Here is a 22,480-nt window from a genome sequence, read left to right as displayed (position 1 = left end):
CCCATGAGCCAGATTGCGCCTGTGCTTATAAAAAAAGATGCTGACAAACCAACAACATGGCGTTACGCCCTGTCGGATAAACGTGATTTACGTATTGATTTTATGCGCGGTATCGCGTTAGTGATGATGGTGGTGGCGCACACTGAAGTGATGTCGATATTTAATATATTTACCTGGGAAAGATTTGGTTTGGTCACTGGTGCCGAGGGTTTTGTCATCCTTTCCGGATTTATGCTGGGAATGTTAAACCGTGTCAGATTGCAAAAAACGGTATTGTTGACTATATCCTGGGGGCTTTATCTGCGCGCGTGGAAAATATATCGCGTAAATATCATCATTATTCTTTCATTTTTGCTATTAGGATATCTTCCGTTTATTAACGTCTTTGAGGTGACCCATTTTACCGATCGTTACTCGGGGACAACCTGGTCACTGTATCCGGTGACGCCGCAAATTAAAGAAACCTGGTTTAACATTGTCCTCTACCTGCAAATTGGCCCTCATCAAACGCAAATCCTTGGACTCTATATTTTTCTTCTGCTGTTAAGCCCCCTGTTTTTGGGAATGCTTCAGAAAGGATACGTCTACTGGCTGCTGGGTCTATCGTTACTCGTTTACGGCTGCTGGCAGGTGTGGCCGGTGCGGGTTACGCCGTCTCAGTTTGAATTCGCGTTTCCGCTGCTGGCCTGGCAGTTTATTTTTGTGCTGGGAATGTGCAGCGGCTGGTACAAAGAGGAGTTGATCTCCTTTGCCCGCACGCCCGCCGGTAAGGTAGTGCTCGTGGCGTTGGTGATGATTGCGCTGATTCTTGGCTTTATTGCCCAGAACCATACCAACCCGTTTATGCCGCCCGCGCTGCTCATGCACAGTCTTTCACCCGAGGACTTTAACGCTTTTTACCATACCTGGGCGGCAAAAAATGGCCTGGGACCCATCAGGGTGCTTAACGATATCAGCCTGATGGTGACGGTCTATCTGCTGCTGACCTGGTACTGGCTGCCCCTGTATCGCTTCGCGGGCTGGTTTCTTATCCCCCTGGGTCAGAATTCGCTTTATACCTTTATTTTGCACCTCTACGTCGTATTCCTGGTAAGCCAGTTCGTTACGTTCGATCTGTGGCGCCATGACTGGGCTGTGAACACCTTCATTCACGCGGCGACGCTGGGCGTGCTGTGGCTGATGGCGAAATATAATGTCGCCGCGCGCTGGATACCTAACTAAGGAAGGGCAGATGCGGGATAAATTTTTGCTGACCTGCGCACTATTGTGCGTTGCCACTGGGGCTGAGGCTGCGCCGAAGGACGATGCGGAATCGCTACGTGACAAGAACGGTGAGCCGGTGCAGGCTGGCGTGTTCACCAGCCGCTGGGGACGTCTGTTTTCAGGGAATGAAGACGTTTTCTCTGGCGCGCTGAGCTTTAGTTCCGGCCTGAAAGAGCAGTGGATGACCATCCCGAACAGCTCGGACAGCGCAGATCAGAAAAGAAAATACAACCAGACGCTCAATCTTAGCCTGCAATACTCACCCTACAGCTACTGGTTTGCCAACGTGACATCGAGGTTACCGGTGACGGACACCAGCCGCTACACGGCCGATTTTCGCTACAGCTTTGGCTATGACGACTGGCATGCCAACACGGTCAGCCTGGTTTACAGTAATTACGGGGATAACCGCTTCTGGACGTCAGGAACCCGTCGTCACACCTATTTTGAGCAGGGGGCCGTGACGCTGGCGTATAAATTTTCACTGCCGAAGCCCGTAGAGAATAAGCTTCTGATCAACAAAGGCGACTCCATCATTTGCCAGATGGGCTACAGCTGGGTTCCGCGCTATTACGATCTGGACAGCAACGATATCCGCAAAAACAAGAACGTGGTATTGGGCGGGTGTGGTTATACCTTTAAGCAGCATTTTTTCGTACGCGCCACGGCGTTCTGGTTTCCGGACAGCAGCCAGCAGCAGCCCTGGAACGGCGACTACAGCTATAGCTTTGGCTATGCGGGTTATACGCCAGGTTCATTCTCTGTTCAGTATGCAAACTACTCCGGCACCCGTTACCCCGGCCACCAGAGCGGCAGCGGTAAATTCCGGGAAGGCACCGTCAGCGTCATCTGGTTCTTACCGCTATAGGAGGGCGTATGTTGTCCCAGCACGTCCTGATAGTTGAAGATTCACTGGTTTATCGTCGCCTGCTTAGCCGTATGCTGACGCAGTGGGGGTATATCGTCTACGAGGCGGAGAATGGCGTCGCCGCGCTTGAGATCCTTGAAAACCAGCCCGTCAGCCTGGTGATTAGCGACTGGGATATGCCGGAAATGGATGGCCTGACATTGTGCCGGGAGGTTCGCAGCCGCCAGTTCGGCCATTATGTTTATGTAATTTTGCTTACCGCGCGCGAAGAGCCGGGCGATCTGACGGTGGGTTTTGACGCCGGTGCGGATGATTTTCTCAATAAGCCAGTCGAGCAGAGTGAGCTACGGGCGCGATTGCACGCGGGGGCACGGGTTTTGTCCCTTGAAGCCACGCTTGCTGCGCGTAATGCGCGCCTCAGCGAGGCGTTAAGGCAGATAGAGCAAGACCTTGAGGTGGCGGCACGGATCCAGCAGTCGGTTCTGCCCGCGCATCAGCTGCGCTACCGGGATTATTTTGCCGACTGGATTTTCCTGCCGTCAGCCTGGGTATCGGGCGATATTTTCAATGTCTTCCCTCTCGACAACCATCTGGGATTCTACTGTGTTGATGTGTCGGGGCACGGCGTCGGTGCGGCGATGATGTCACTTGCTGTTGCCCGTCAGTTTCTGCATGGCAGGGCGGTAGAGCGTTTTCTGTTTGCGGACGAGAGCGATGTTGCGTCCCCTGCAGAAGTCGTTCGCATCCTGAACGGTCGCTTTTGCAGCGAAGAGGCTGAGATAATGAGTTATTTCACCATGATTTACGGCGTTATCGACCTGGCGACAGGCGAAGGCAAGCTGTGCCAGGCCGGGCATCCTACACCGTTCATTGTGAACCCTGGTGGCGAGGTCAGGACGGTCGGTGAAGGCGGTGCGCCGGTAGGATTGATGCCGGATCTCAGCTGGACAGACGTGAGCTTCTCGCTGGCACCGGGTGATCGCCTCTGTCTGTTTAGCGATGGTATTACCGAGTGTGAGAACCCTGATAACGAACAGTTTGGTCAGGCGCGTTTGCAGCGTCGGCTTCAGAGTGATGTCACGCTAGCGCTGGAACAGCTCTTACCGCAGTTTGCACAGCATCTTATACGCTGGCGCAGCGGAGAATGTCGTGAACAGCAGGCCATGGCCGATGATGTTTCCTTATTAGTAATTGAGCGTACAGGAGTAAACGATGAACATTGATACAGACCGGCTGAGCGAGGTAAACATTATGACCCCATCGGTGCGCCGACTGGACGCCTCGGTGGCGGCGGGATTTAAGGAAGCCATTGCCAGGGAGATTGGGGAAGATCGTAAATCCCTGATAGTCGATTTCAGCAAAATCGATTTTATCGACAGTAGCGGCCTTGGTGCGCTGGTTTCCCTGCTGAAAATGATGAACGGTAAAGGTGAAATGATGTTATGTGCGCTGAACCCCGGTATACGCAACATGTTTACCCTGACCCGTATGGATCGCATATTTCGCATCTGCCCGGATCGCGCAACGGCACTTGCGCAGCTAAATCAGTGAGTTGACTGTGGCTAACCACATCTCTTTTCCCGCCACGTTAACTTCAGTCTCGCCGCTTGCGGCATGGCTTGAGAGCCAGATGGCCTCGCTATCCGTCAGCGATGACTGGCGCTTTGCGCTCGATCTCGCCGCCTGTGAGACGGCTACCAACATTATTCGTCATGCGCTACATGAGGATCCGGAACGTTGCTTCAGCGTGGAGTTCATCGCTACCGTCTCGGACGCGACGCTGCGTTTTACGGACGATGGCGATGAATTTCCCGCTGAACGTCTCGTGGCGGTGCGGGACGATGCGACGTTCGATGCCTCTCTTTTGGCTGAAAGCGGCAGAGGACTGAAACTCATTTTTTTGTATGTCGATAATTTCACGGTGGAAAACGTTGCAGGGAAAAATATCACCGTTCTGGAGAAGAGGATGGTCGGATAATGTTGGCGTTTAAGAAGGCCCGGTGAGGGGCGGTATGTTGATAACCACAATGGCGCAGTGAACAGTCTGCGCCAGTATCGTGATGACGAGTATAAGCTCAGTCAGGCATTCGCCTGCCATTTCTCCAGTATCGCACCGGCCCGACGGGCCGTGGCAGGCAGGATGTCGGCATCGGCCACGTAGCCATCGGGATCGAGACAGCGATTGTGTTCTCTCGCCTGTTGCAGGATCGCTTCATCCCAGTAGAGGCGCTTACGCTGATCGCCGCGGGTCGTCAGAATAAACTCCGTTTTGCCGTCAACCGCGCGGTAGCGACGCCAGCTGTTTGCCGGAACAGAGATCACCGAACGTTCCGGAGCGATAACGCTCACTTCTTCGCCCGCCTCGTTCCAGGTGACCTCCAGCTGGCCTTTAAAGACCATAATGACCTGAATATCCGGGCAGAGATGGCGGCCCACAACGTGATCCTCGGCGAGACGCAGCCATTCGACGGAAAAACCGTGCGGGCTCACGATAGCGGGAGCGGAATCCCGATCCTGTGAAATGCCGAAACCGATAACCGGCGCAATTTCGCCGCCGTGTCCTGGCAGCACCGAATCCAGCAGTCCCTGGGCTGACCAGCAGCGGTCATCGCCGGTTACCGCACGCTGGCGCATCTCCTCAACGCTGTAGTCACGCAGCCCGGCAATATATTCCTCTGACAGCGGCGTCAGCAGCGCGGCGGGGTCAGGCCGCGGGTCGCCGGTTTCCTGTGTGATGAGCATGTTGTCTTTACTCAAATACATTCCGTATTCGCTGGCTGCCGCCAGCACGGAAGGATGCCAGATGATGCCGCCCGTGTTGTCCCCGCCGAGCACCGTAAACACCATACCGCTGGTCTCTTCTTTACTGACGTTGGTGAAACCGCGGAAGATCCAGGTCGGTATTGAAAGGATAGTGGGTGCGCTAAATTCAGCTTCATGCTCGCCGTTGGCACCCCAGCGAAAACGCCATGTTCCTTCATGGATCAGGAACACCTCGGCGGTGAAATGCAGATGCAGATTATTCGTCACCCCTTTCGGCATAGCCGCCGCGCCAATGTTAAAGCCGTGCGGCTCGGGAATATTGACGACCTGCTCGCTGGACTGGGTTACACCCGGGCCGATGAAGGAATAGTTTTGTTTGAGATGCGAGCCGGGTAGCTTGCAATCAATAAAAGCAAGATTACAGGAAACCATGTCCTCGGGGGCGATTAACCGTGTTCGTGCCTGACTCTGGGTAAGATGGATGGTTTTCATTATTTCTCCTTTTAATAACCGGATGCACCGGTGGTAGGGATAGCGTTGCCGCGGGCGAGGGCAATGGCTTCACGCGAGGCGCGACCCAGTTGCATAACGTCGTTTGCAGGGGTAACAAACTGAAAACCCTGATCAATGCGCGCTGCGGCGGCCGCGCCGGAAGTGCAGAAAATTCCGGCAATCTTCTGCTGCTGGCGGCAGCAGTGAATCACCCGCTCAATAGCAGCAAGCATTTCGGGATGTTGCGATTCGGCGCTGGCGCTGCCGGTCAGCGTCAGTGAGAGATCGTTGGGGCCAATAAACACACCGTCCAGCCCTTCGGTATCAAGGATGGCGTCAAGATCAGCCAGCCCTTCGCGGGTTTCGATCATCGCCAGCGTCAGGATCTCGTTGTTAGCGTGCTGTGGATAATCACTGCCGCCGTAGAGTAGACCTCTGGCCGGACCAAAGGAGCGAACACCCCGCGGTGGATAGCGACAGGCCGCGACAAAACGGCGAGCCTGTTCCGCGCTGGAGATCATCGGGCAGATTACGCCGTAGGCTCCTGCGTCTAATACGCGCATGATTTGCGCCGGATCGTTATCTGCCACCCGCACCAGCGGCACGGCAGGCGTGGCCGATAGCGCCTGTAGCATTGACAGCGCGCTGGCAAAATCAATCATGCCGTGCTGCAAATCGACGGTGATGGCGTCGTAACCCTGATGGCCCATAATTTCCGCGCTATAACCTGACGGGATCGCCAGCCAGCCGTTTATGATGGGATTATTTTCCAGAAATGCGGTCTTTAAACTGTTTTTGCGCACTGTATGCACTCCGTTATCCACTGACGCAGCAGCGGCGCGATCTCATCCGGGGTTTCCAGCGGAATAAAATGCCCGCCAGCCTCCACCGTATGTCTGGTCACGTTCGCGTTGCCTGCGGCCAGTAGCTGATGATGATGGGGCGTGCAGATAACGTCCTGCGCGCCGTTTAGAAGTAATGTGGGGCAGGAGAGGGCGTTAAACGCAGTCCGGTTGTCCTGCCGGTGAATGGCCATTTCCGTTTGCCCGGCAAAGGTCTCAATGCCGCACTCTTGCGCCATTCGGCAAATAGTCTCTTGCAGGATCCGATCGGACAGACGTGACGGGGCGACATAGCTCTGCCACAGCGAGGAGACCAGCCAGTCGGCCAGGCCCCGCGCCTGTGCGGTGCGTACCGCTTCCCGGCGTGAAGCGAGGGTGTCTGGCGCAACGGGCAACGGATTAACGGAAATCAGCGTCAGCCCGTTCACTCTTTCTGGCGCGTCGGCGGCCATTTGCAGCGCGACTATGGCACCGAGAGAAAACCCTGCCAGCAGAAAGCGCGGCGGCAGAACCTCTAATAACCGCCGTGACGCCTGCGGCGCGGACTCCGCACCCGTCAGCGTAATACACGACACCGCTGCGACATTCAGCCGTTCAATAACGGGCTGCCAGAGCCGGGCGTTACAAAGCGTGCCACCAAGCAGCACCAGCGGGAGATCGGTATTGTCCAGAAGCGGATATTCCATTGCATCCCTCACGTAGCGGTCCAGCCGCCGTCAACCATCAGGGCACTGCCGGTGATCAGCCCGGCGGCATCTGAGGCGAGAAACACTACCGGGCCCATAATGTCCTCCAGCCTGCCTAACCGGCGCAGCTTGATGTTGTCCAGCACGTAGTGGCGGAACGCCGGATCGGCAAGCGCCGGGCGCGTCAGGTCGGTTTCAATGAAGGTCGGGCACAGCGTATTAACGCGGATCCCCGCATCGCCCAGCTCCAGCGCCATCGTTCGGGTTAACCCTTCAAGCGCGAATTTGGAGGCACAGTACACGCTACGCTCGGGGCCTCCAACGTGTCCCATTTGCGATGAGATGTGAATAATCGACCCTCCCTTACCGCCCGCCCGCATTCTGCGCGCCACGCGCTGGCTGACAAAAAAGGTGGCGCGCAGGTTAAGCGCCATCACCGCATCGAAATTGTCCTCGTTCACCTCAAGAAACGGCTGGTGGCGTGCCAGCCCGGCACTGTTCACCAGAATGTCGGGCGTGGGCAATGTCGCCAGCACACGCTCCACCTCCTGAGCGTCGGTAATATCCAGCTCCAGCGGGTGAAATGCGAGCCTGTGTTCCGCTGCCAGACTTGCGGCATGCGCCAGCGCCTCGTGGCCCCGGGCGGCGATCCATACCTCTGCGCCCGCCTGTGCGAGGGCGACGGCGGCAGCGAAGCCAATCCCTCTTGACCCGCCGGTTACCAGCGCGCGTTTGCCGTGCAGGGTGAAAGAGGGCGTTTGCAAAAGCGTCATGGCTTACACCTTTTCCCTGACCGGGGCCGGTGTGGCGTAGGGAACCTCCGTCTGGCCATAACGGCGCACGCGAATATTGGCCTGCTCGGCATGTCCGGCGAAACCCTCCAGCAACGACAGACGCGAACAATAGCTGCCGATTTCGGCGGTGGCTTCGTCGCTGAGGACTTTCTGGAAGGTGCAGGTTTTCATGAACTTGCCCACCCACAGGCCGCCGGTATAGCGTGCGGCTTTTTGCGTCGGCAGGGTGTGGTTGGTTCCGATCACCTTATCGCCGTAGGCCACGTTAGTACGCGGCCCAAGGAACAGCGCGCCGTAATTGGTCAGGTTAGCCAGGAACCAGTCGTCCCGGTCGGTCATCACCTGAACATGTTCGGAAGCGATACGATCTGCCTCCAGCAGCATCTCTTCGTAGCTGTCGCAGACGATGATTTCCCCGTAGTCCTGCCAGGACTGGCGGGCAATGTCGGCGGTAGGGAGCTTTTTCAGCAGCCGTTCCACTTCGCTGAGCGTCTCTTTGGCAAGCTGGAGCGAGTTCGTCAGCAGGATGGCAGGGGTGGTGACGCCGTGTTCGGCCTGGCCCAGCAGATCCGTGGCGCACATTTCCGCGTCAACGGTGTCATCGGCAATCACCAGCGTTTCCGTCGGACCGGCAAACAGATCGATACCTACCCGGCCGAACAGCTGGCGTTTGGCCTCCGCGACGAACGCGTTACCGGGGCCGACCAGCATGTCGACCGGTGCCAGCGAGTCCGTGCCCAGCGCCATGGCGCCTATCGCCTGAATGCCGCCAAGGGCATAGATTTCCGTTGCGCCAGCCATTTTTTGCGCCGCGACAATCGCCGGGGCGGGCTGACCGTTAAACGGCGGGGCACAGCTGATAATTCTTGAGCACCCCGCCACGCTGGCGGTGATAATCGACATGTGCGCGGAGGCGAGCAGGGGATATTTTCCGCCAGGCACGTAACATCCCACGGCGTTAATCGGAATATTTTTATGCCCGAGAATAACGCCGGGACGCGTTTCAATTTCCAGATCCCGCAGGCATTCTTTCTGCGCGCGGGCAAAATTCGCCACCTGCTGTTGGGCGAATTCAATATCCTGAATATCCTGGCGGCTTAACTGTTTTATGCAGCGATCGATCTCCGCGGGGGTCAGATGATAATCCTGACGGTCATAACGATCGAATTTAATGGATAATTCGCGAATGGCTTTATTTCCACGCTTTTCAATATCCGCAAGTATTTGCTCAACCGTTTCTCTTATTTGCTGGTTGGCTTGCTGGCGCTCTTCGGTAGATTTACCGGTTTTTAATTTCCAGGACACACGCTTCTCCTTACCTTTTTTAGATGTCAGTTGTCCTCCCGGCAGACCGGGAAAGGGTGTTTACTTCAGAGTGGGTTATTGATCCGGCGCGGCGGCGTACGCACCGTTTTTTAATAATTGGGCTGAGGTTTGCGTTTTACGGGCATATACCCATCGAGCGGACAGCGGCGTGGCAATAGCGGCCACAACGGAAAGGGCGGCAATCAATATATAACCGGACGACAGGTTAATATGTTGCATCATTACGCCCATCATTACCGGCCCGACAAACATGCCGCAGGAATAAATGGTCTGGAATAGTCCCATTCGCGTGGATTGTTCATCAGACGAGGTATTCACTACGCTGAGCGACATGAATGCGGCAAAGGCCATACCGAACGAAAAACCTGCCAGCGCCTGCCACAGGTAAATGACGTACATATTGCTGGTAAAGGGAATGCCGAAGGTGGAGATCACCTGTAAAACGATGCCGAGCACGGCGGTTTTTACCAGCCCAAGGCGCTGATAAAACACCGAGCTGCACAGGGCGATGGCCAGCCCGTAAAACAGAAGGTGGATGTTTCCGAGCACCGCGAGGATCCCCGCCCGGGCGCCGAGCTGTTCGGCGTAGACCGGCGTCAGCGTGTCCCGGGTGGCGAAGGGCACCAGAATGACGACGGTCGCCAGGATGCCAATCAGCCAGACGGAACGGTCGGCCAGCTGCTGGCGCGCGCCGGTGATGCAGGCTTTAAGCGTGGGGGCCTGCACCGGGTCGTGCACGTCCTGAATGCGGGTCGTCAGGATCAGCGCCACCAGGGCGGAGATGCAGGAGACAAAAAAGGCGATGTTATTGGCAAAATAGTGAATCAGCACCGCGCCAATACAGTTGCCGAGAAACACGCCGATGGGCCCTGCCAGCGCCAGCAGCGCGACGGCGGCAGGGGCTTCGTTGCGACCGAAGTAACGCATGAACAGGATGTTGTACAGCACCCATGTCGCCGCCGTGACGCCGTCTGCCGCTTTCGCCAGATACAGCGTAATGGCATTGGGTTCAAGCCAGGCAATTGGCCAGGCGATAATTGGCAGCAGCAGGCCAATCTGGATGAAGATCCTGCGGCTTTTAACCACGTCGGAAATAATGCCTAACGGGAAGCGTATCAGAAGGGTTGCCAGCCCAGATGCGCCCATGATGATGCCCATGATCTGTGGCTCAATGCCCTGGTTGATCATCATGGGGGCCAGGAATGCATCAATGCTATGGATGCAGATAAAGAACAGGATGCTGATGATGAAAAAGAGCCGGGCTTCCCGACGGCGTAACAGTGCTTGAAACATGGTTTTGAACCTCTTAAGAATTAATGGGTTATAACCAGTCAGGGACGACGTTTACCGGTTCAATCCTTTGGGCGACTCCTGTTCTCTCCGGTACCATTGACGGTATGAAAACTCTTTGCATACGTATTCAAGATTTGAAGTTACGAAAAGGTTTCATGTTTGTAAAGTGATCTCGATCTTGTTGTGAGAATTTTAATTTTTTGTGTTGCATACGCATGCAAAGGTGGTGTAAGTATAAAAAACACCCACTTGCTGAGGCGTTTGAAGCACGCGCAAATGGGCAGGACGTTGATAAGGAATCAGGGGTAATGAAACGTAAGACTTTTGCAGCAGTCACATCCCAACAGGTCGCTCAACTGGCGGGGGTATCGCAATCTGCGGTGTCGCGAACGTTCACGCCGGGGGCCAGCATTTCACCGGCAACGCGTGAAAAAGTGCTGAAGGCGGCGCGCGAGTTGGGCTATCGCCCGAATGCGATCGCCCGTTCGCTCAACACGGCGCGTTCGCGCATTATCGGTGTCGTCATTTCTTACTTTGATAACCCCTTTTACTCGCAGGTGCTGGAGGCGCTGGCACAAAAGCTGGATACGCTGAACTATCACCTGCTGCTGTTCGTTGGCGACCGGGACGGTAACGTTGACCGTATTTTTGACCAGATTATGCAGTACCGGGTGGATGGCATTGTGCTGGCCTCGGTGACGCTGTCGCTGGAGTTGTCTGAGGAGTGTCTTGCCGCCGGGATCCCGGTAGTGCTGTTTAACCGCAGCGAAGAGAGTGGCATGGCCTCCAGCGTCAACAGTAATAACGAAGCGGCCGCGCGGCAGATTGCCGAGTTTCTGCTGGCGGGGGAGCACAAGCGTTTTGCCTACGTGGGCGGCGTGGCTGATTCCCCAGTCAATATCGCCCGCCAGCACGGGTTCATCTCCACGCTGGAAGAACATGGCATCACCGATGTGCGGGTGGTGCACGGGAATTACGACGCTCAGCAAACCACCCGGGCGGCTTATACCCTGTTTTCGGCGTCGCCAGCGCCGGATGCGGTCTTTGTCGCCAACGATCATATGGCCGTCACGGTAATGGATGTGGCGCGCTATGAGTTTGGTTTGCGCATTCCGGAGGAGGTCTCCATTGTCGGGTATGACGACATCGGCCCTTCCGGCTGGCCCTCTTATGCGTTGACCTCGGCGTCGCAGCCGGTCGGCGCGATGGTAGATGCCACGGTGGAACTGTTAATGAAGCAAATTGACAGCGGAACCATAGAGCCTGAACAGATTACGGTGCCCGGTACGCTGGTGATACGCCACTCGGCGCGTCGCCCACGCAGCGGCGTTATCGAAACCAATGGTTTAACGCTATTCCAGTCTAAGGAGCGCACATGACCAGATTGCGGGGCTTCAGCCCTCAATTCGACTCTATCCAGCAGTTCATTTTGACGCTGACGCATGTCGTCTGGGAGCAGAAAGATATCGGCCAGCTGGCGGATTTTTACGCCACGCCGGTGGTTTTCACTACCCCCGAAAAACAGCTGCATGAGCTTTCCCAGTTTATGCGCCTGACGCTTGAGGCGATGCACAGCTTCCCGCAGCGAGCGGTGCTGACGGAGGATATTCTGTGCAGCCAGAACCCGGGGGACGAGTACTATGCGGCTCAGCGTACCGTAGCCCGCATTCAGCATCAGGGGGAGGGATTTTTTGGCCCGCCGACCGGGAAAAATGTCTGGGTCCGCACCTGGGCCGATCGCATCTGTGTTGATGGGGCCGTACGCCAGGAGTGGCTGCTTCAGGATCGTGCAGCGATTGTGGCGCAACTGGGGCTGGATATCCGCGAATTTGCCTTTAACCTGGCGACCATGCGCCAGCAGCTTGGCGTGGAGGCGGTCTCTGCCGAGACGCTGGATGCCCGCTGGGCGGGCGGGCCCGAGGGCGACGACGTAGAAGGGGCGCTGGCAGGCGTCGTTGAGCGCTACTTAACCATGTGGGCGGGCGGTAACAGTGGCGTGGTGCCCGGTCTCTATCACCCGGCGGCGACGCTTTACGCGCCGGGTCATTGCCTCTGCACCGGTGAGCAGGAAATTGGCGCACAGCTTTCTGGCTACCGCGCTTCATTTGCCGACAGCGAAACGCAGCTCCATCATCTGATTGTGCGTAAAGATCCTAACGAGCCGATTCGGCTTTCCCTGCGCTGGTCGTTATTAACCTGGCATGACGGTTACGGCAAATTTGGTGCGCCAACCCGTAAACCCATATCAATTACCGGTATCAGCCAGCTTGAATTACGTGATGGTTTAATTTTCCGTGAATATCTGGGGATCGATGAATTAGCGATCTGGTCGCAAATAGTGAATTAACAGGGGCGGCAGCCCCCTTATTCTGGCCACCGAAAATAATCGAGTTTAATTCACCCTCACTTACGGGTGCGGGTTCTTATTGTCTGAAAACAGAGCAGGAGTTTATATGTCTTCCACCGAAGCAACAAATAAAGCACCAGCCGTACCCGAAAAAAGCAGCGTGAAATCGCTGAAAGAGGAACCTGTATTACAGGTGGAACGTCGTGATTTTGTCGATCTGGTACCGGAAAAAAGACCGCGCGTGCAATCATTACGCGGCTTTGATGACTGCTATACCGATATTGTCGATTATATCGTTCGCTGCACCCATAAAATATGGGACGAGCGCGATGTCGGCTTAATTTATTCTCACTATACCCATAACTGCGTGCTGTATAACGCGCTGGGGACACTCTATAACCGTGAGCAGGTGGTACAGGATACGCTGCAACGCTTAATTGCCTTCCCGGAGCGGCGCGGCATGGCAACCCAGGTTATCTGGAACGGAAATGATGTTGACGGTTTTTATACCTCTCACCTGGTGACGGGAAGCGGGCGGCATACCCAGCACAGCCATTTAGGCAAGCCGACCAACCGCACCTTCGTTACCCGTACCGTGGCGGATTGTATGATCCACGAGAATAAAATTTACCGGGAGTGGGTAGTCAGCGACAACATGTCGTTAATGAAACAGCTTGGCCTGAATACCGATCAAATCGCATTTAATATGGCAAAGGAGCAGTTTGATAAAGGCTTCCGCGTGATGGACATCGGCGAAAATGGCCGCATGCTGGGACAATATCCGCCGGAGATGGAGTGCGATGTATCCATTGCACACACCGATACGGAAGAGCAGTGCCTGCGCTGGCTGCATGAGATCTACAATCGTCGGATGTTCGGCAAAATCAAAGAGGTTTACGCCCCTAACGTGCAGTGGCATGGCCCGCTGATGAAAGAGCTGTACGGCACCGCGGCGGTAACCCATCAGACGCTGGCGCTGGTGGGGATGATCCCTGACGGCGCGTGGCTGCCGCAGCATATCTGTTCCAACCCGTGCGATGACGCGGCGTCAAAGTGGCGGTTCGCTGGATCATCGAAGGGCATCACCTGGGTTACGGCGAACTGGGCAAGCCGACCGGAGAACGACTGTTCGTGATGGGCATGTCGCACTACCACATTGTCAACGGCAAAATTGTTGATGAATGGGTCGTGTATGACCACCTGGCGCTGCTGGCGCAAATCAAACTCGGCCAGATGGAGGACGCGTAAATGTTAAATCAGGTGAGCTGGATTAAGCGCCCGCAGGGGCAGGATGCGCAGGCCGATCGTTCCCTGACGGAGAAGGTCAGCGCCATTATCGAGCGCGTGAAAACCGAAGGCGATACGGCGCTGAAAGCCTTTTCGCAGCAGTTTGATAACGTCGTGCCGACGCACTTTGAGGTGAGCGAGCAGGAGATCGCCGAAGCACTGGAGGCGATGGATGCCCAGACGCGTCGCGACAGCGAGTTTGCTATTAATCAGGTGCGTCGTTTTGCGCAGGCGCAGCTGGCGACCATGCAGCCGCTGGAAGTTGAGACGCTGCCTGGCGTACATCTCGGTCACCGGATCATCCCGGTGCAGACGGTAGGCTGCTACGTGCCGGGTGGGCGTTACCCGATCCTCTCTGCGCCGGTGATGTCGATTGTCCCTGCGACGGTGGCGGGCTGCGAACAGATCATCGCCTGTCTGCCGCCGGGAGCGCATCCTGCGATGATCGCGGTTTGCCATCTGGCGGGCGCGCACCGCATTTTCAGGGTAGGTGGCGCGCAGGCCATTGCGGCCATGGCCTGGGGAACGGAGAGCATTCCATCGGTGGACAAAATCGTTGGGCCAGGCAACGCCTTCGTTAACGAAGCGAAACGCCAGGTGTTTGGTCGAGTCGGCATTGATGCCCTCGCCGGGCCGAGCGAGATTTTCACTATCGCTGACGACAGCGCCGATCCGCGCATTCTGGCCGCCGATATGCTGGCGCAGGCAGAGCACGATATTCATACCCGTGTCGGGCTGGCGACAACCAGCCGGGATATCGCTGAGCGTACCCTGGCGGAGGTTGAGCGTCAGCTTGCCAGCCTGCCAACGGCCGCCACGGCGGGGGAGGCGTGGCGCCGGCAGGGTGAGATTGTGCTCTGCGAAGATGAAGCGCAGCTGATTGCGTTTGCTGACCATATGGCGACGGAGCATTTGCAGGTGCATACCCGCGATCCGCACGCGACGGCGGCGAAGATCCGCAACTATGGCTCGCTGTTTATTGGTCAGAACGCCAGCGTGGTGTTCTCTGATAAATGCTGCGGCACCAACCATACGTTACCGACGATGGCGGCGGCACGCTATACCGGCGGTCTGTGGGTTGGGGCGTACGTCAAAATCTGTACCCATCAGTGGATTGACGAGCAGGGTATCCCGGCAATCGCAGAACCGGCGATCCGCCAGAGCCGTACCGAGGGGATGCAGGGGCACCGACGGGCGGCGGAAATTCGTCTGCGTCCGCAGGACATTGATGCCATTACTACCGGCATGCGGGACTAAAACGTATCCCGGGCAGCCTTCTGCCCGGTTTTCATCACGAGGGAGCCTGAGACTATGAAGCGCCTGATACCGCCAGACGACTGCCCGGAGGAAATTGCCCGCCGTCTCGACGTCATTCAGCAGCACCGGGCGCTCAACGCGATCCTCGGGGTTAACCCTGACGCCATGTCTCAGGCGGAACAGCATCAGCAGCAGCGTCGACGCGGGGAGCCGATCGGCCCCCTGCACGGCGTGCCGTTGATCGTCAAAGATAATATTGCCTGCGCACCGATGCCCATTACTCTTGGCTGCCGGGCGCTGGCCTCACTTAACGCGACGTCGGATGCGCTTGTTATACAGCGGTTGCGCAGGGCAGGAGCGATTATCCTCGCCAGAGCGAATATGTCCGAGTTTGCTTTTGACGTGCGCTCGCGAAGCTCGCTGGGGGGCGATGTGGCAAACCCGCTTCGCCCGTCACTCACCGCCGGAGGTTCCAGCGGAGGATGCGCCGCGGCGGTGGCGGCGGGGATGGCGGATGGCGCATTGGGTACCGATACCGGCGGCTCTATCCGCATTCCCTGTAGCTATACCGGGCTGGTGGGGCTACGGCCTGCTTTTCGCCGTTCACAGCTGGACGGGGTAGCGCCGCTCTCGCCCAGCAAAGATACCGTTGGGCCAATGGTACATAGCGTTGAAGATGCCGCCTTGCTGCATGCGGTGATCCATGGTTTGCCACCGGTTGCGCTTCCTGTGCGTTCGCTGAAAGGCGTTCGCTTTGGTGTGGTAACCGCGTTACAGGGAGAGGATGAGGTACAGCTGGAGGTCTGGCAGTCGGCGCTGCACACGTTGCGTCGTGCCGGAGCAACGCTGGTGGAGGTATCATTACCTTTGCTGGACGACGTAAGTCAGGCGACATGCCTGAGCCTGTATGAATTTCGCGTGGCGATTGACGACTGGCTTAGCAAACAGCCTGGCGCTCCCTCCGGACTGACAAGCATTGTGGACTCCGGCGCTTACCTGCCAGAGTTTGCGCCGTTTCTACGTCAGATGCTGGCGAGTAGCACGCTGAAAACTCCGCTCTGGCTGGCGGGGCGTCGCTTTCAGCGCCTGTTACGGCAGAGCCTTTGCCAGGTGGCGGAGGCGCAGCGCATCGACGGATTTGTGTATCCCACCGTACAACGGTTACCAGAAAGTATGGCGAAGATGCCGCCAGGCTGCGCGCCGGAACTGGCCGCCATCAGCGGCCTGCCAGCTATAACGTTGCCGTGCGGCGTAAGCCGTATCGGTCTGCCGGTGGGGATGGAGATGTTATCGGTGCAGGAGAATGAGACGGCGCTGATGGTGCTGGCGCTGGCGTGTGAGGGGGCGCTGGACGGGAAGGGACAGATATAAAAAGCCCGCAGAGCTTGCGCCGTGCGGGCTTTCAGCACTTCATCGGGTGATTCTGGTAATCACCGATGGAGGATTTTTGGACTGGTGGAGTCTGAATAAATTCATTAATAGGCTGTTTTTTTGTTGATAATTTATAAATTCAACTTTCACGGGTATGCCAATGGCGATTTGTTGCAGTGTTTCCTGTGGTTAAGCAAACCTGTTTTTTGAATGGATCACATCAAGAAAAAGCTTTTTTGGATTTAACTGTTCACCCTTAACTTATATTTAGAAAGAAAAAGACCGGCTGTTGCTGGTCTGAGGTCGGTTAAGTCGCTGCGGGTTTGTCTGCCTGTAGCTACTTCGAAGAAAGGGCAAGTTTGCGCACAGTCATCAGGAAATCGAATGGGGTTGAATCCCACAACTCAGGTGAAAAATCAAATCCATACCGGCTTTTGAATTCCTCATCCAGCCTGTCTCCGTAAAGCGCAAAGAAACAATCGACCTCTTCGGCTAACTCTTTTAACATCCAGTCGGGAGCTGTTTTTTTATAGAGTTCAATAGTGCCCTCAATAGTATCCTCTCCCTCATTTATGAGGTCATTATCCTGATTGAAATAACCCTGAATCAGCTGATCAATATGATAGAAATTTTGCATAATCCATTTGTCCTATGGGGTCGGGAATGCTGTAAGGATATAGCGACAGAGCTGGTCATCCTTGTACTCGGAGTTTGGTTCAAAAGGCATTGAGTAGTTGCCTATTGCAGAACATCTTTTGCCGATGAACAAGAGGCGTGGCAAGCGGCATATGGGCACTGGATGCAAAAATGTAAAACTGGGGTTACTGAAGTTAGTGCTGGCCAAAGTTTTGCCGAGTGGACGTAATGTGGACATGGGCAAAAAAAGGGGTTACGTATTCACGTAACCCCTTGTTTTATTTGGTGGAGCTGGATGAAAGCGACACCAAATACTAACTATCTGATTCTTTGAGCAATGTAGCGGGAATCAATGTCACAGCAGTACGGCACATCCAACTAGTTACGATCAATAGCCCTAACTGTCCTGAGTTGATTGCTTTTTGGCTGCTCTGAGTTGCTGAGTGAAGAAGCGAGCTCTATCTTTCTGTCTGAAGTCAACTTGACCGGCCGCATGCAGCTTACCTGCTAGCTTTTCTAGATGGATTATTTTTGCAGCGTTGTCTTTTGCGTCAGCCAAAGTAGCGAATTCTTTTCCGATTGAATCATAGTGTGCCCAACGAACCTTAAGTTCCCCATCCTGAATCACTATCCCTGTAAGCAGTTTTCCCTCTGAAGACGGATAAAATCGCTCTTTCTTGTCTTTAGAGGTGAGGCCATGAGAACGAATACATTTTTTAGCTTGGGCGGCAAATCCTTTTGGGATTTTCGAACCAGAGAACGCTACATCGTCAACATATGCCGTAAATACTAGGCTGTTTGAGGCTGCAAGGTTGCTAAGTTCGTCGAACATATCTTTATTGGCCCAAAACGCCATAGCCATGCTTATCGGGCTGCCTGTAGGCACTTTTCCTGCAAAGGTTGCTAGATTGGCCATTACATAAGCCACATCAGGTGACATCTCAAATTTCTCAACAAATGCTTTGTAGACCTTCGCAGCGCTAGTCGAAGGAAAAAACTTATGAATGTCGAGCTTCAGAAGTTCAGTTGCCTGCTTATGTGATTCTGCATTAGTTAGTGTTGAATGTTTCTTCCGACCGGAGTGAAGATATAGAGGTAATTCGATTCTGCTTAATAATACGCCGAGCCTCCTATGAACCGCTTTGAGCTGGGCAATCGGTTCCTGAATCTTCCTTCCTGCGTCGTTTTCGAATTCTTTGTACGCAGAGTCAAGCATGAGTTTATCAGCCTGCTTCTTTGATAGGCCTATGATCTCGAATAGTTTTTTTCTAGTTTTAAGTTTGTATAGAGGGGATTGATTCAAAGGGTAAATCTTAGGGGATCTTTGAAGACTAGGGGTACGTTTTGTGCTTTTCATCGTCGTTGCTCCAATCCATTATAGCCTCCATTACAGGAATCCCTTGATGGATGCAAAGAAGGAGGTAACAGCTTCAGAATGAAAAACCGTAGAAAACACTTCGCTGAAAACCAAGGCAAGGATGTACTTACCGGTATCTTTGGAGTATTTCTTTAGTTTCTCCTTCACACAAAACGTTTGCTGAACACTAGCCTGGTATTTCTTACGTGTCTTTCGACTTGTATGCGTCTTTCGACTTTTACGTGTCTTACGACCCATATTACATCTCCCTTTCAGTTCCCGATGACCAACATGGCCACCAGTCTCGCCTGAACTGACAGGAATAAGAGATGTTCAGCAATTAACCCCAGTTTTCGACGTCACAGAGTGACGTCCTCTCGCCACAAATCCAGCAATCCTAGCTGTCCCGGTAAGAACCAGAGCGTCGGTGATGCGTAGCATCGTAACGTTGGAACATTGAGCAAGCCTGGCATGCGTCGTGTGGGGGAGAGATTAGAGGCCGAAACCTCCACGATGGCTGACAAGCAAACCATCAAGCTTTTGCGAGAAAGTCTCTCCTAGGTACTAGCAGGCTAATTTTATGATCATATTCATATGGTTAGCAATAGATCGGTTAGAGATTTGTTTCGAAATGTGAGTGATGATTAGGAGGGGAATTAGGACGCGAATTCAACTCCCTAACTGGAAGTTGAATTCGTGCAGATCGTTATTGGCTAGTACCACTAATCAATAGGAGCATTACACACAGTTAGCGATCACGTGGTCAGCAAGTTTGTCGTGCTCTGCGTCCATTTTATCCATCAAGTCAGTTTGGTTTTTAGCCCATTGTCCACGAACTAAAACGTGTGAAGTTGGGCGAACAGTCTTGAGGTATTTAAGCGGGACGCTTTGAATAATGCTGTCAGGAGCCATAACGTTTAAATCTTCCACTTTCGCTACTGGTTCCCTAGTAACAAAACTAGGCACTGCATTGTATGAAGTGATGGTTTGTAGGCTAGGGATTAATGCGTTTTGTACTGCGGTACTAATAACATTTCTATGTGCTAGGTCAGCCCCTACTTCAGTTGCTACTGTTGCCCCTTGTTTCTTTCTCATATCGAATCCATTGAATACCCACCCTGCAAATTTAGGCTGTCCTTTTATGGACAAAATGGGGTCGTGAGCATTCCCAGCAAGATATCGAGAGACGCCTTGTTGCCAGTCAGTGGCAAACTTAGGAAGCATTTCACCAATTAAACCGATGCAGTAGGCCGAAAACATATCTGCTGTACATGGAACGATAAAGTAATCGGAGCAGTAAAGAGCAGAACGAACTAATGTATTGAATGATGGCGGCAAGTCGATGAGAACATAATCGTAGCTAATGCCCGTTGTTTCCTCAGCAGCTTTCGAGATCAAATGAGGCATCAGGAAGCGATAAATACTTGTACCAGCAATAAGATCGGTACCAACGTTGAGTGTGTCTGAAAGATTGTTAAGCCAAAAATCTCCGGCAACGATATCTAGATGGCCAGATCCCTGAGGCATAGGATATTTAGGATGATTTATGACTACTTCAGGGGTTCTGTTTTGTTGAATGTAAGGCTGCCCGAAGGCTCTAATCGTTTGACCGAAAGGAGCCTGTGCGTTTGTGTGCAATAGACGAGCAAAGTTTGCATCACTCAGTGTTGCAATTGATAAGTTACACTGCGGATCAAAGTCGATCAGTAAAACTGATTTACCTTTGGCTGCTAAAGCAACGCTAAGGTTCCATGTAAGTGTAGTTTTACCTACACCGCCTTTGTTATTAAAAAGAGATAAAGTAACCATAACGTACTGTTGCCCCTAATTTTATCGTTTAGGGAATCACTTTAACATAAGCTCTTAACCGTGGAAGGGCATACCAATGGAATTCCTCTTTGAAATACGACTGTAATCAAAGAGGAGTCAGATTCATTCTCTAGTCGGTGATTACACCACGTTGCAGGATTACTCTCCGCTGCCACTACTTATCATTTTGAGCGTGAATTTTTTATCTGCTGTGTAGTTAATGTTGAACGCGATGCCAAGACTGGAGAATGTCAGACTGTTCACCCCATCATTATCCTCTGCTCCCATGAAGAACTTTGCCCTCCGCGTTCCGTTTGGGGTGGACAAGTCGGCCCAACCAACTTGTTCCTGCTGCTTGAGCGTGATGTCCACAGTGGTGTTGTTTTCACATGAGAGCTTTACATATACGTTGTTGGCGGCTGTTGCCCTCAGATACGAAACGCTTCCTGAACCACCAGGTGTGGTTACGCTTGTAGAGGTAATGGGGAATGCTGTTTGATGGCATATGGTACACTCCTGAGTCACAGTTGTGCCACACGCCCAAAGAAAAACGGCCTGAAACTCTAAGAGAATCAGGCCGTTATATTTGGTGGAGCTGGCGGGAGTTGAACTCGCGTCTGAAATGTATTTAACTCATTGAAAATAAAGGACTCTGTTGCTATGACAGGCCTCAAGTGCATTTCACGTGCATTTTCATGTCCTTGTGGAGTCTTGCTTCTGTCTAATGTTTAGAAACATGTGTAAAATCTTGATCCCCCTAATTTCAAGGAAGTAAAGGATGACTGTACTTGCCCCACCTCCTGAAATATGTATTTATTCTGACGAATACCGACCTGGTACCCTTCAGTTTCTCAACTTCATCGAGACGATGGGGGTCAAGCATGGTCGTAAACTTGAGATCGATTTATCCAAGGTAAGATTTGCATCTGCAGCGGCATCGTTACTTTTTTTTGCGGTAGTGAATCGAGCACAGTTGCTAACAGGAGATCCCCACTTAATACGCTTCAAGTGGCCAAAAAAGGAGAAGAATCCTGAGGGGCACCGCTGGATCGTAAGTACGGGGCTCTCGCGAGCATTGCTGGCCGGGACTGAAGAAAAGCTTCAGGCTCTTACCCACGAGGAACGTTTTTTTCAGTCTGCTGTCGAACCTTTTGAGCATATCGTTGAAACTGTAACCATGCTGCAAAGGAAAGCTGTCTTAAATGATGAACAGCTGGATTTGTTGCTAACAGCTATCAGTGAGGCTTTGCTTAATGTCTCTCACCATGCGTATGAAGACGATGCCTTCAAAGATGATTTGCTTCTATTGAAAGGTAAACGCTGGTGGCAATGTGCTTGGTTCAATCCAGAAGAAAACCGCGTTGTTTTCATTGTATGTGACCTTGGCTTGGGGATTTTTAAGAGTTTCATGCCTGATGATGATGGTCTTAGCACTCAAAACGAAGTATCTTCTGTAGAAAGAGCTATGCTGGTTGGTGAATCTCGTTTTGTTGGCTCTGGTCGAGGCAACGGTTCAGAAGATATCAAACGGCCTATTGGCGTAGGTTGTGTAGATGATGAGACACTACTAATCCTAACTGGACGTGCTCAATACAACTATAATTCTAATGACAGCTGTCCTCGGTGTGAGAGACTTACTGAATACATACCAGGAACTTTACTACAGTGGTCGCTGGTTCCCAGGAGATGATTTTATGAGAAACATCGTCATTGCGAAGGAGTTCTCCAGAACACCATTCGGACGCTATACCACAGACAGTCCCAACAGTGCTGAACGTTTCCGCAGGGATTTTCTGGTTCCAGCTCTGAAAGGTGAAGAAAAGGAAGTCATTGTCGACTTCCGTGGCATAGCTTTGGGCGTCGGTTCGTCCTTCCTCGAAGAGGCTTTCGGAGGATTAATCCGAAAAGAAGGTTTACCCAAAGCCAACATCAAAGCTCGGCTCGTAATCAAGAGTGACGTGCCGTTTTACAAAGAGCAAATTGAAAAATTTATCGATATGGCTCAGCCGGAACGAGCTTAAGGGTAAGAGTTGATCACAGCATCACCAAAGATAATTTTTGTTCAAATGGGACAACATGCAGAAAAATC

23 protein-coding genes are annotated in these 22,480 nt (G+C 53.5%); 13 read left to right on the top strand and 10 right to left on the bottom strand.

Annotated features, from left to right (window positions below; all coding sequences use genetic code 11):
• Window positions 1-3 precede the first annotated feature (3 nt).
• From opgC to ACOT1A_RS05035, 5 genes are read left to right on the top strand one after another with little or no spacing between them, the layout of a single operon-like run.
• Window positions 4-1,221: an OpgC domain-containing protein gene (gene opgC / locus ACOT1A_RS05055; RefSeq protein WP_276169942.1), complete on the top strand. Its 1,218-nt coding sequence runs from the start codon at window positions 4-6 to the stop codon at window positions 1,219-1,221.
• 10 nt (window positions 1,222-1,231) lie between these two features.
• A complete protein-coding gene (locus ACOT1A_RS05050; protein ID WP_046621204.1) occupies window positions 1,232-2,131 on the top strand; it encodes a hypothetical protein in 900 nt (299 codons plus the stop codon).
• An 8-nt stretch (window positions 2,132-2,139) separates the two neighbouring features.
• Window positions 2,140-3,354, top strand: a complete 1,215-nt coding sequence (locus tag ACOT1A_RS05045) for a PP2C family protein-serine/threonine phosphatase (RefSeq protein ID WP_046621202.1) — start codon at window positions 2,140-2,142, stop codon at window positions 3,352-3,354.
• Window positions 3,344-3,682 (top strand): STAS domain-containing protein, encoded by a 339-nt coding sequence (locus ACOT1A_RS05040; protein ID WP_046621201.1) that lies wholly within the window; start codon window positions 3,344-3,346, stop codon window positions 3,680-3,682. Before ACOT1A_RS05045 ends, ACOT1A_RS05040 begins: the two co-directional genes overlap by 11 nt.
• 7 nt (window positions 3,683-3,689) lie before the next feature.
• The gene (locus ACOT1A_RS05035; protein WP_080343380.1) at window positions 3,690-4,109 is read left to right on the top strand and encodes an ATP-binding protein; all 420 of its coding nucleotides are present in this window, start codon (window positions 3,690-3,692) and stop codon (window positions 4,107-4,109) included.
• Window positions 4,110-4,210: 101 nt separating this feature from the next.
• On the opposite strand, the gene ACOT1A_RS05030 is transcribed toward ACOT1A_RS05035, so the two are convergent.
• The 6 genes from ACOT1A_RS05030 to ACOT1A_RS05005 all read right to left on the bottom strand — a co-directional run bounded on the left by ACOT1A_RS05030 (window position 4,211) and on the right by ACOT1A_RS05005 (window position 10,327).
• Window positions 4,211-5,386, bottom strand: a complete 1,176-nt coding sequence (locus ACOT1A_RS05030) for a cupin (protein ID WP_276169943.1) — start codon at window positions 5,384-5,386, stop codon at window positions 4,211-4,213.
• 11 nt (window positions 5,387-5,397) lie between these two features.
• Window positions 5,398-6,189, bottom strand: a complete 792-nt coding sequence (locus ACOT1A_RS05025; RefSeq protein ID WP_276169944.1) for an HpcH/HpaI aldolase family protein — start codon at window positions 6,187-6,189, stop codon at window positions 5,398-5,400.
• Complete coding sequence (locus ACOT1A_RS05020) at window positions 6,171-6,914, bottom strand: alpha/beta fold hydrolase (protein WP_023298422.1); 744 nt, start codon at window positions 6,912-6,914, stop codon at window positions 6,171-6,173. Before ACOT1A_RS05020 ends, ACOT1A_RS05025 begins: the two co-directional genes overlap by 19 nt.
• Before the next feature lie 8 nt (window positions 6,915-6,922).
• Window positions 6,923-7,687: an SDR family NAD(P)-dependent oxidoreductase gene (locus ACOT1A_RS05015; protein WP_063137595.1), complete on the bottom strand. Its 765-nt coding sequence runs from the start codon at window positions 7,685-7,687 to the stop codon at window positions 6,923-6,925.
• Window positions 7,688-7,690: 3 nt separating this feature from the next.
• The gene (gene hisD, locus ACOT1A_RS05010; RefSeq protein ID WP_276169945.1) at window positions 7,691-9,013 is read right to left on the bottom strand and encodes a histidinol dehydrogenase; all 1,323 of its coding nucleotides are present in this window, start codon (window positions 9,011-9,013) and stop codon (window positions 7,691-7,693) included.
• Between the two features lie 75 nt (window positions 9,014-9,088).
• Window positions 9,089-10,327: an MFS transporter gene (locus ACOT1A_RS05005; RefSeq protein WP_022649095.1), complete on the bottom strand. Its 1,239-nt coding sequence runs from the start codon at window positions 10,325-10,327 to the stop codon at window positions 9,089-9,091.
• Window positions 10,328-10,635: 308 nt separating this feature from the next.
• On the opposite strand from ACOT1A_RS05005, the gene ACOT1A_RS05000 reads away from it, so the two are divergent.
• The 6 genes from ACOT1A_RS05000 (at window position 10,636) to ACOT1A_RS04975 (ending at window position 16,589) form a co-directional block, all read left to right on the top strand.
• Complete coding sequence (locus tag ACOT1A_RS05000) at window positions 10,636-11,706, top strand: LacI family DNA-binding transcriptional regulator (RefSeq protein WP_032625871.1); 1,071 nt, start codon at window positions 10,636-10,638, stop codon at window positions 11,704-11,706.
• Window positions 11,703-12,674, top strand: a complete 972-nt coding sequence (locus ACOT1A_RS04995) for a nuclear transport factor 2 family protein (protein ID WP_022649093.1) — start codon at window positions 11,703-11,705, stop codon at window positions 12,672-12,674. Before ACOT1A_RS05000 ends, ACOT1A_RS04995 begins: the two co-directional genes overlap by 4 nt.
• Window positions 12,675-12,780: 106 nt before the next feature.
• The gene (locus tag ACOT1A_RS04990) at window positions 12,781-13,809 is read left to right on the top strand and encodes an ester cyclase (RefSeq protein WP_368958416.1); all 1,029 of its coding nucleotides are present in this window, start codon (window positions 12,781-12,783) and stop codon (window positions 13,807-13,809) included.
• A complete protein-coding gene (locus ACOT1A_RS04985; protein ID WP_368958415.1) occupies window positions 13,728-13,922 on the top strand; it encodes an ester cyclase in 195 nt (64 codons plus the stop codon). The genes ACOT1A_RS04990 and ACOT1A_RS04985 overlap by 82 nt, the downstream gene beginning before the upstream one ends.
• Window positions 13,923-15,218: a histidinol dehydrogenase gene (gene hisD, locus ACOT1A_RS04980; RefSeq protein ID WP_276169947.1), complete on the top strand. Its 1,296-nt coding sequence runs from the start codon at window positions 13,923-13,925 to the stop codon at window positions 15,216-15,218.
• Window positions 15,219-15,272: 54 nt separating this feature from the next.
• Complete coding sequence (locus ACOT1A_RS04975) at window positions 15,273-16,589, top strand: amidase (protein WP_276169948.1); 1,317 nt, start codon at window positions 15,273-15,275, stop codon at window positions 16,587-16,589.
• A gap of 337 nt (window positions 16,590-16,926) precedes the next feature.
• Here the strand turns inward: ACOT1A_RS04975 and ACOT1A_RS04970 are convergent, their stop codons facing one another.
• The 4 genes from ACOT1A_RS04970 to ACOT1A_RS04955 all read right to left on the bottom strand — a co-directional run bounded on the left by ACOT1A_RS04970 (window position 16,927) and on the right by ACOT1A_RS04955 (window position 20,916).
• Window positions 16,927-17,226 (bottom strand): contact-dependent growth inhibition system immunity protein, encoded by a 300-nt coding sequence (locus tag ACOT1A_RS04970; protein ID WP_063849417.1) that lies wholly within the window; start codon window positions 17,224-17,226, stop codon window positions 16,927-16,929.
• Window positions 17,227-17,622: 396 nt separating this feature from the next.
• A complete protein-coding gene (locus ACOT1A_RS04965; protein ID WP_126490467.1) occupies window positions 17,623-18,582 on the bottom strand; it encodes a reverse transcriptase family protein in 960 nt (319 codons plus the stop codon).
• A gap of 738 nt (window positions 18,583-19,320) precedes the next feature.
• Window positions 19,321-20,391 carry a ParA family protein gene (locus ACOT1A_RS04960; RefSeq protein ID WP_126490465.1) on the bottom strand — a complete coding sequence of 357 codons (1,071 nt, stop codon included), beginning with the start codon at window positions 20,389-20,391 and terminating at the stop codon, window positions 19,321-19,323.
• Between the two features lie 159 nt (window positions 20,392-20,550).
• A complete protein-coding gene (locus ACOT1A_RS04955) occupies window positions 20,551-20,916 on the bottom strand; it encodes a hypothetical protein (protein ID WP_139153942.1) in 366 nt (121 codons plus the stop codon).
• A gap of 253 nt (window positions 20,917-21,169) precedes the next feature.
• On the opposite strand from ACOT1A_RS04955, the gene ACOT1A_RS04950 reads away from it, so the two are divergent.
• Both ACOT1A_RS04950 and ACOT1A_RS04945 read left to right on the top strand, forming a co-directional pair.
• Entirely contained in the window at window positions 21,170-22,081 is a 912-nt protein-coding gene (locus tag ACOT1A_RS04950) for a hypothetical protein (RefSeq protein ID WP_045332789.1), read from the top strand.
• Window positions 22,082-22,085: 4 nt separating this feature from the next.
• Window positions 22,086-22,412, top strand: a complete 327-nt coding sequence (locus ACOT1A_RS04945; RefSeq protein WP_032422782.1) for an STAS-like domain-containing protein — start codon at window positions 22,086-22,088, stop codon at window positions 22,410-22,412.
• The last annotated feature ends 68 nt before the right edge of the window (window positions 22,413-22,480 follow it).

The organism is Enterobacter cloacae complex sp. SYL003, from assembly GCF_049236925.1.
Taxonomy (GTDB): Bacteria; Pseudomonadota; Gammaproteobacteria; order Enterobacterales; family Enterobacteriaceae; genus Enterobacter; species Enterobacter intestinihominis.
This window is presented reverse-complemented; position numbering and strand designations above follow the sequence as displayed.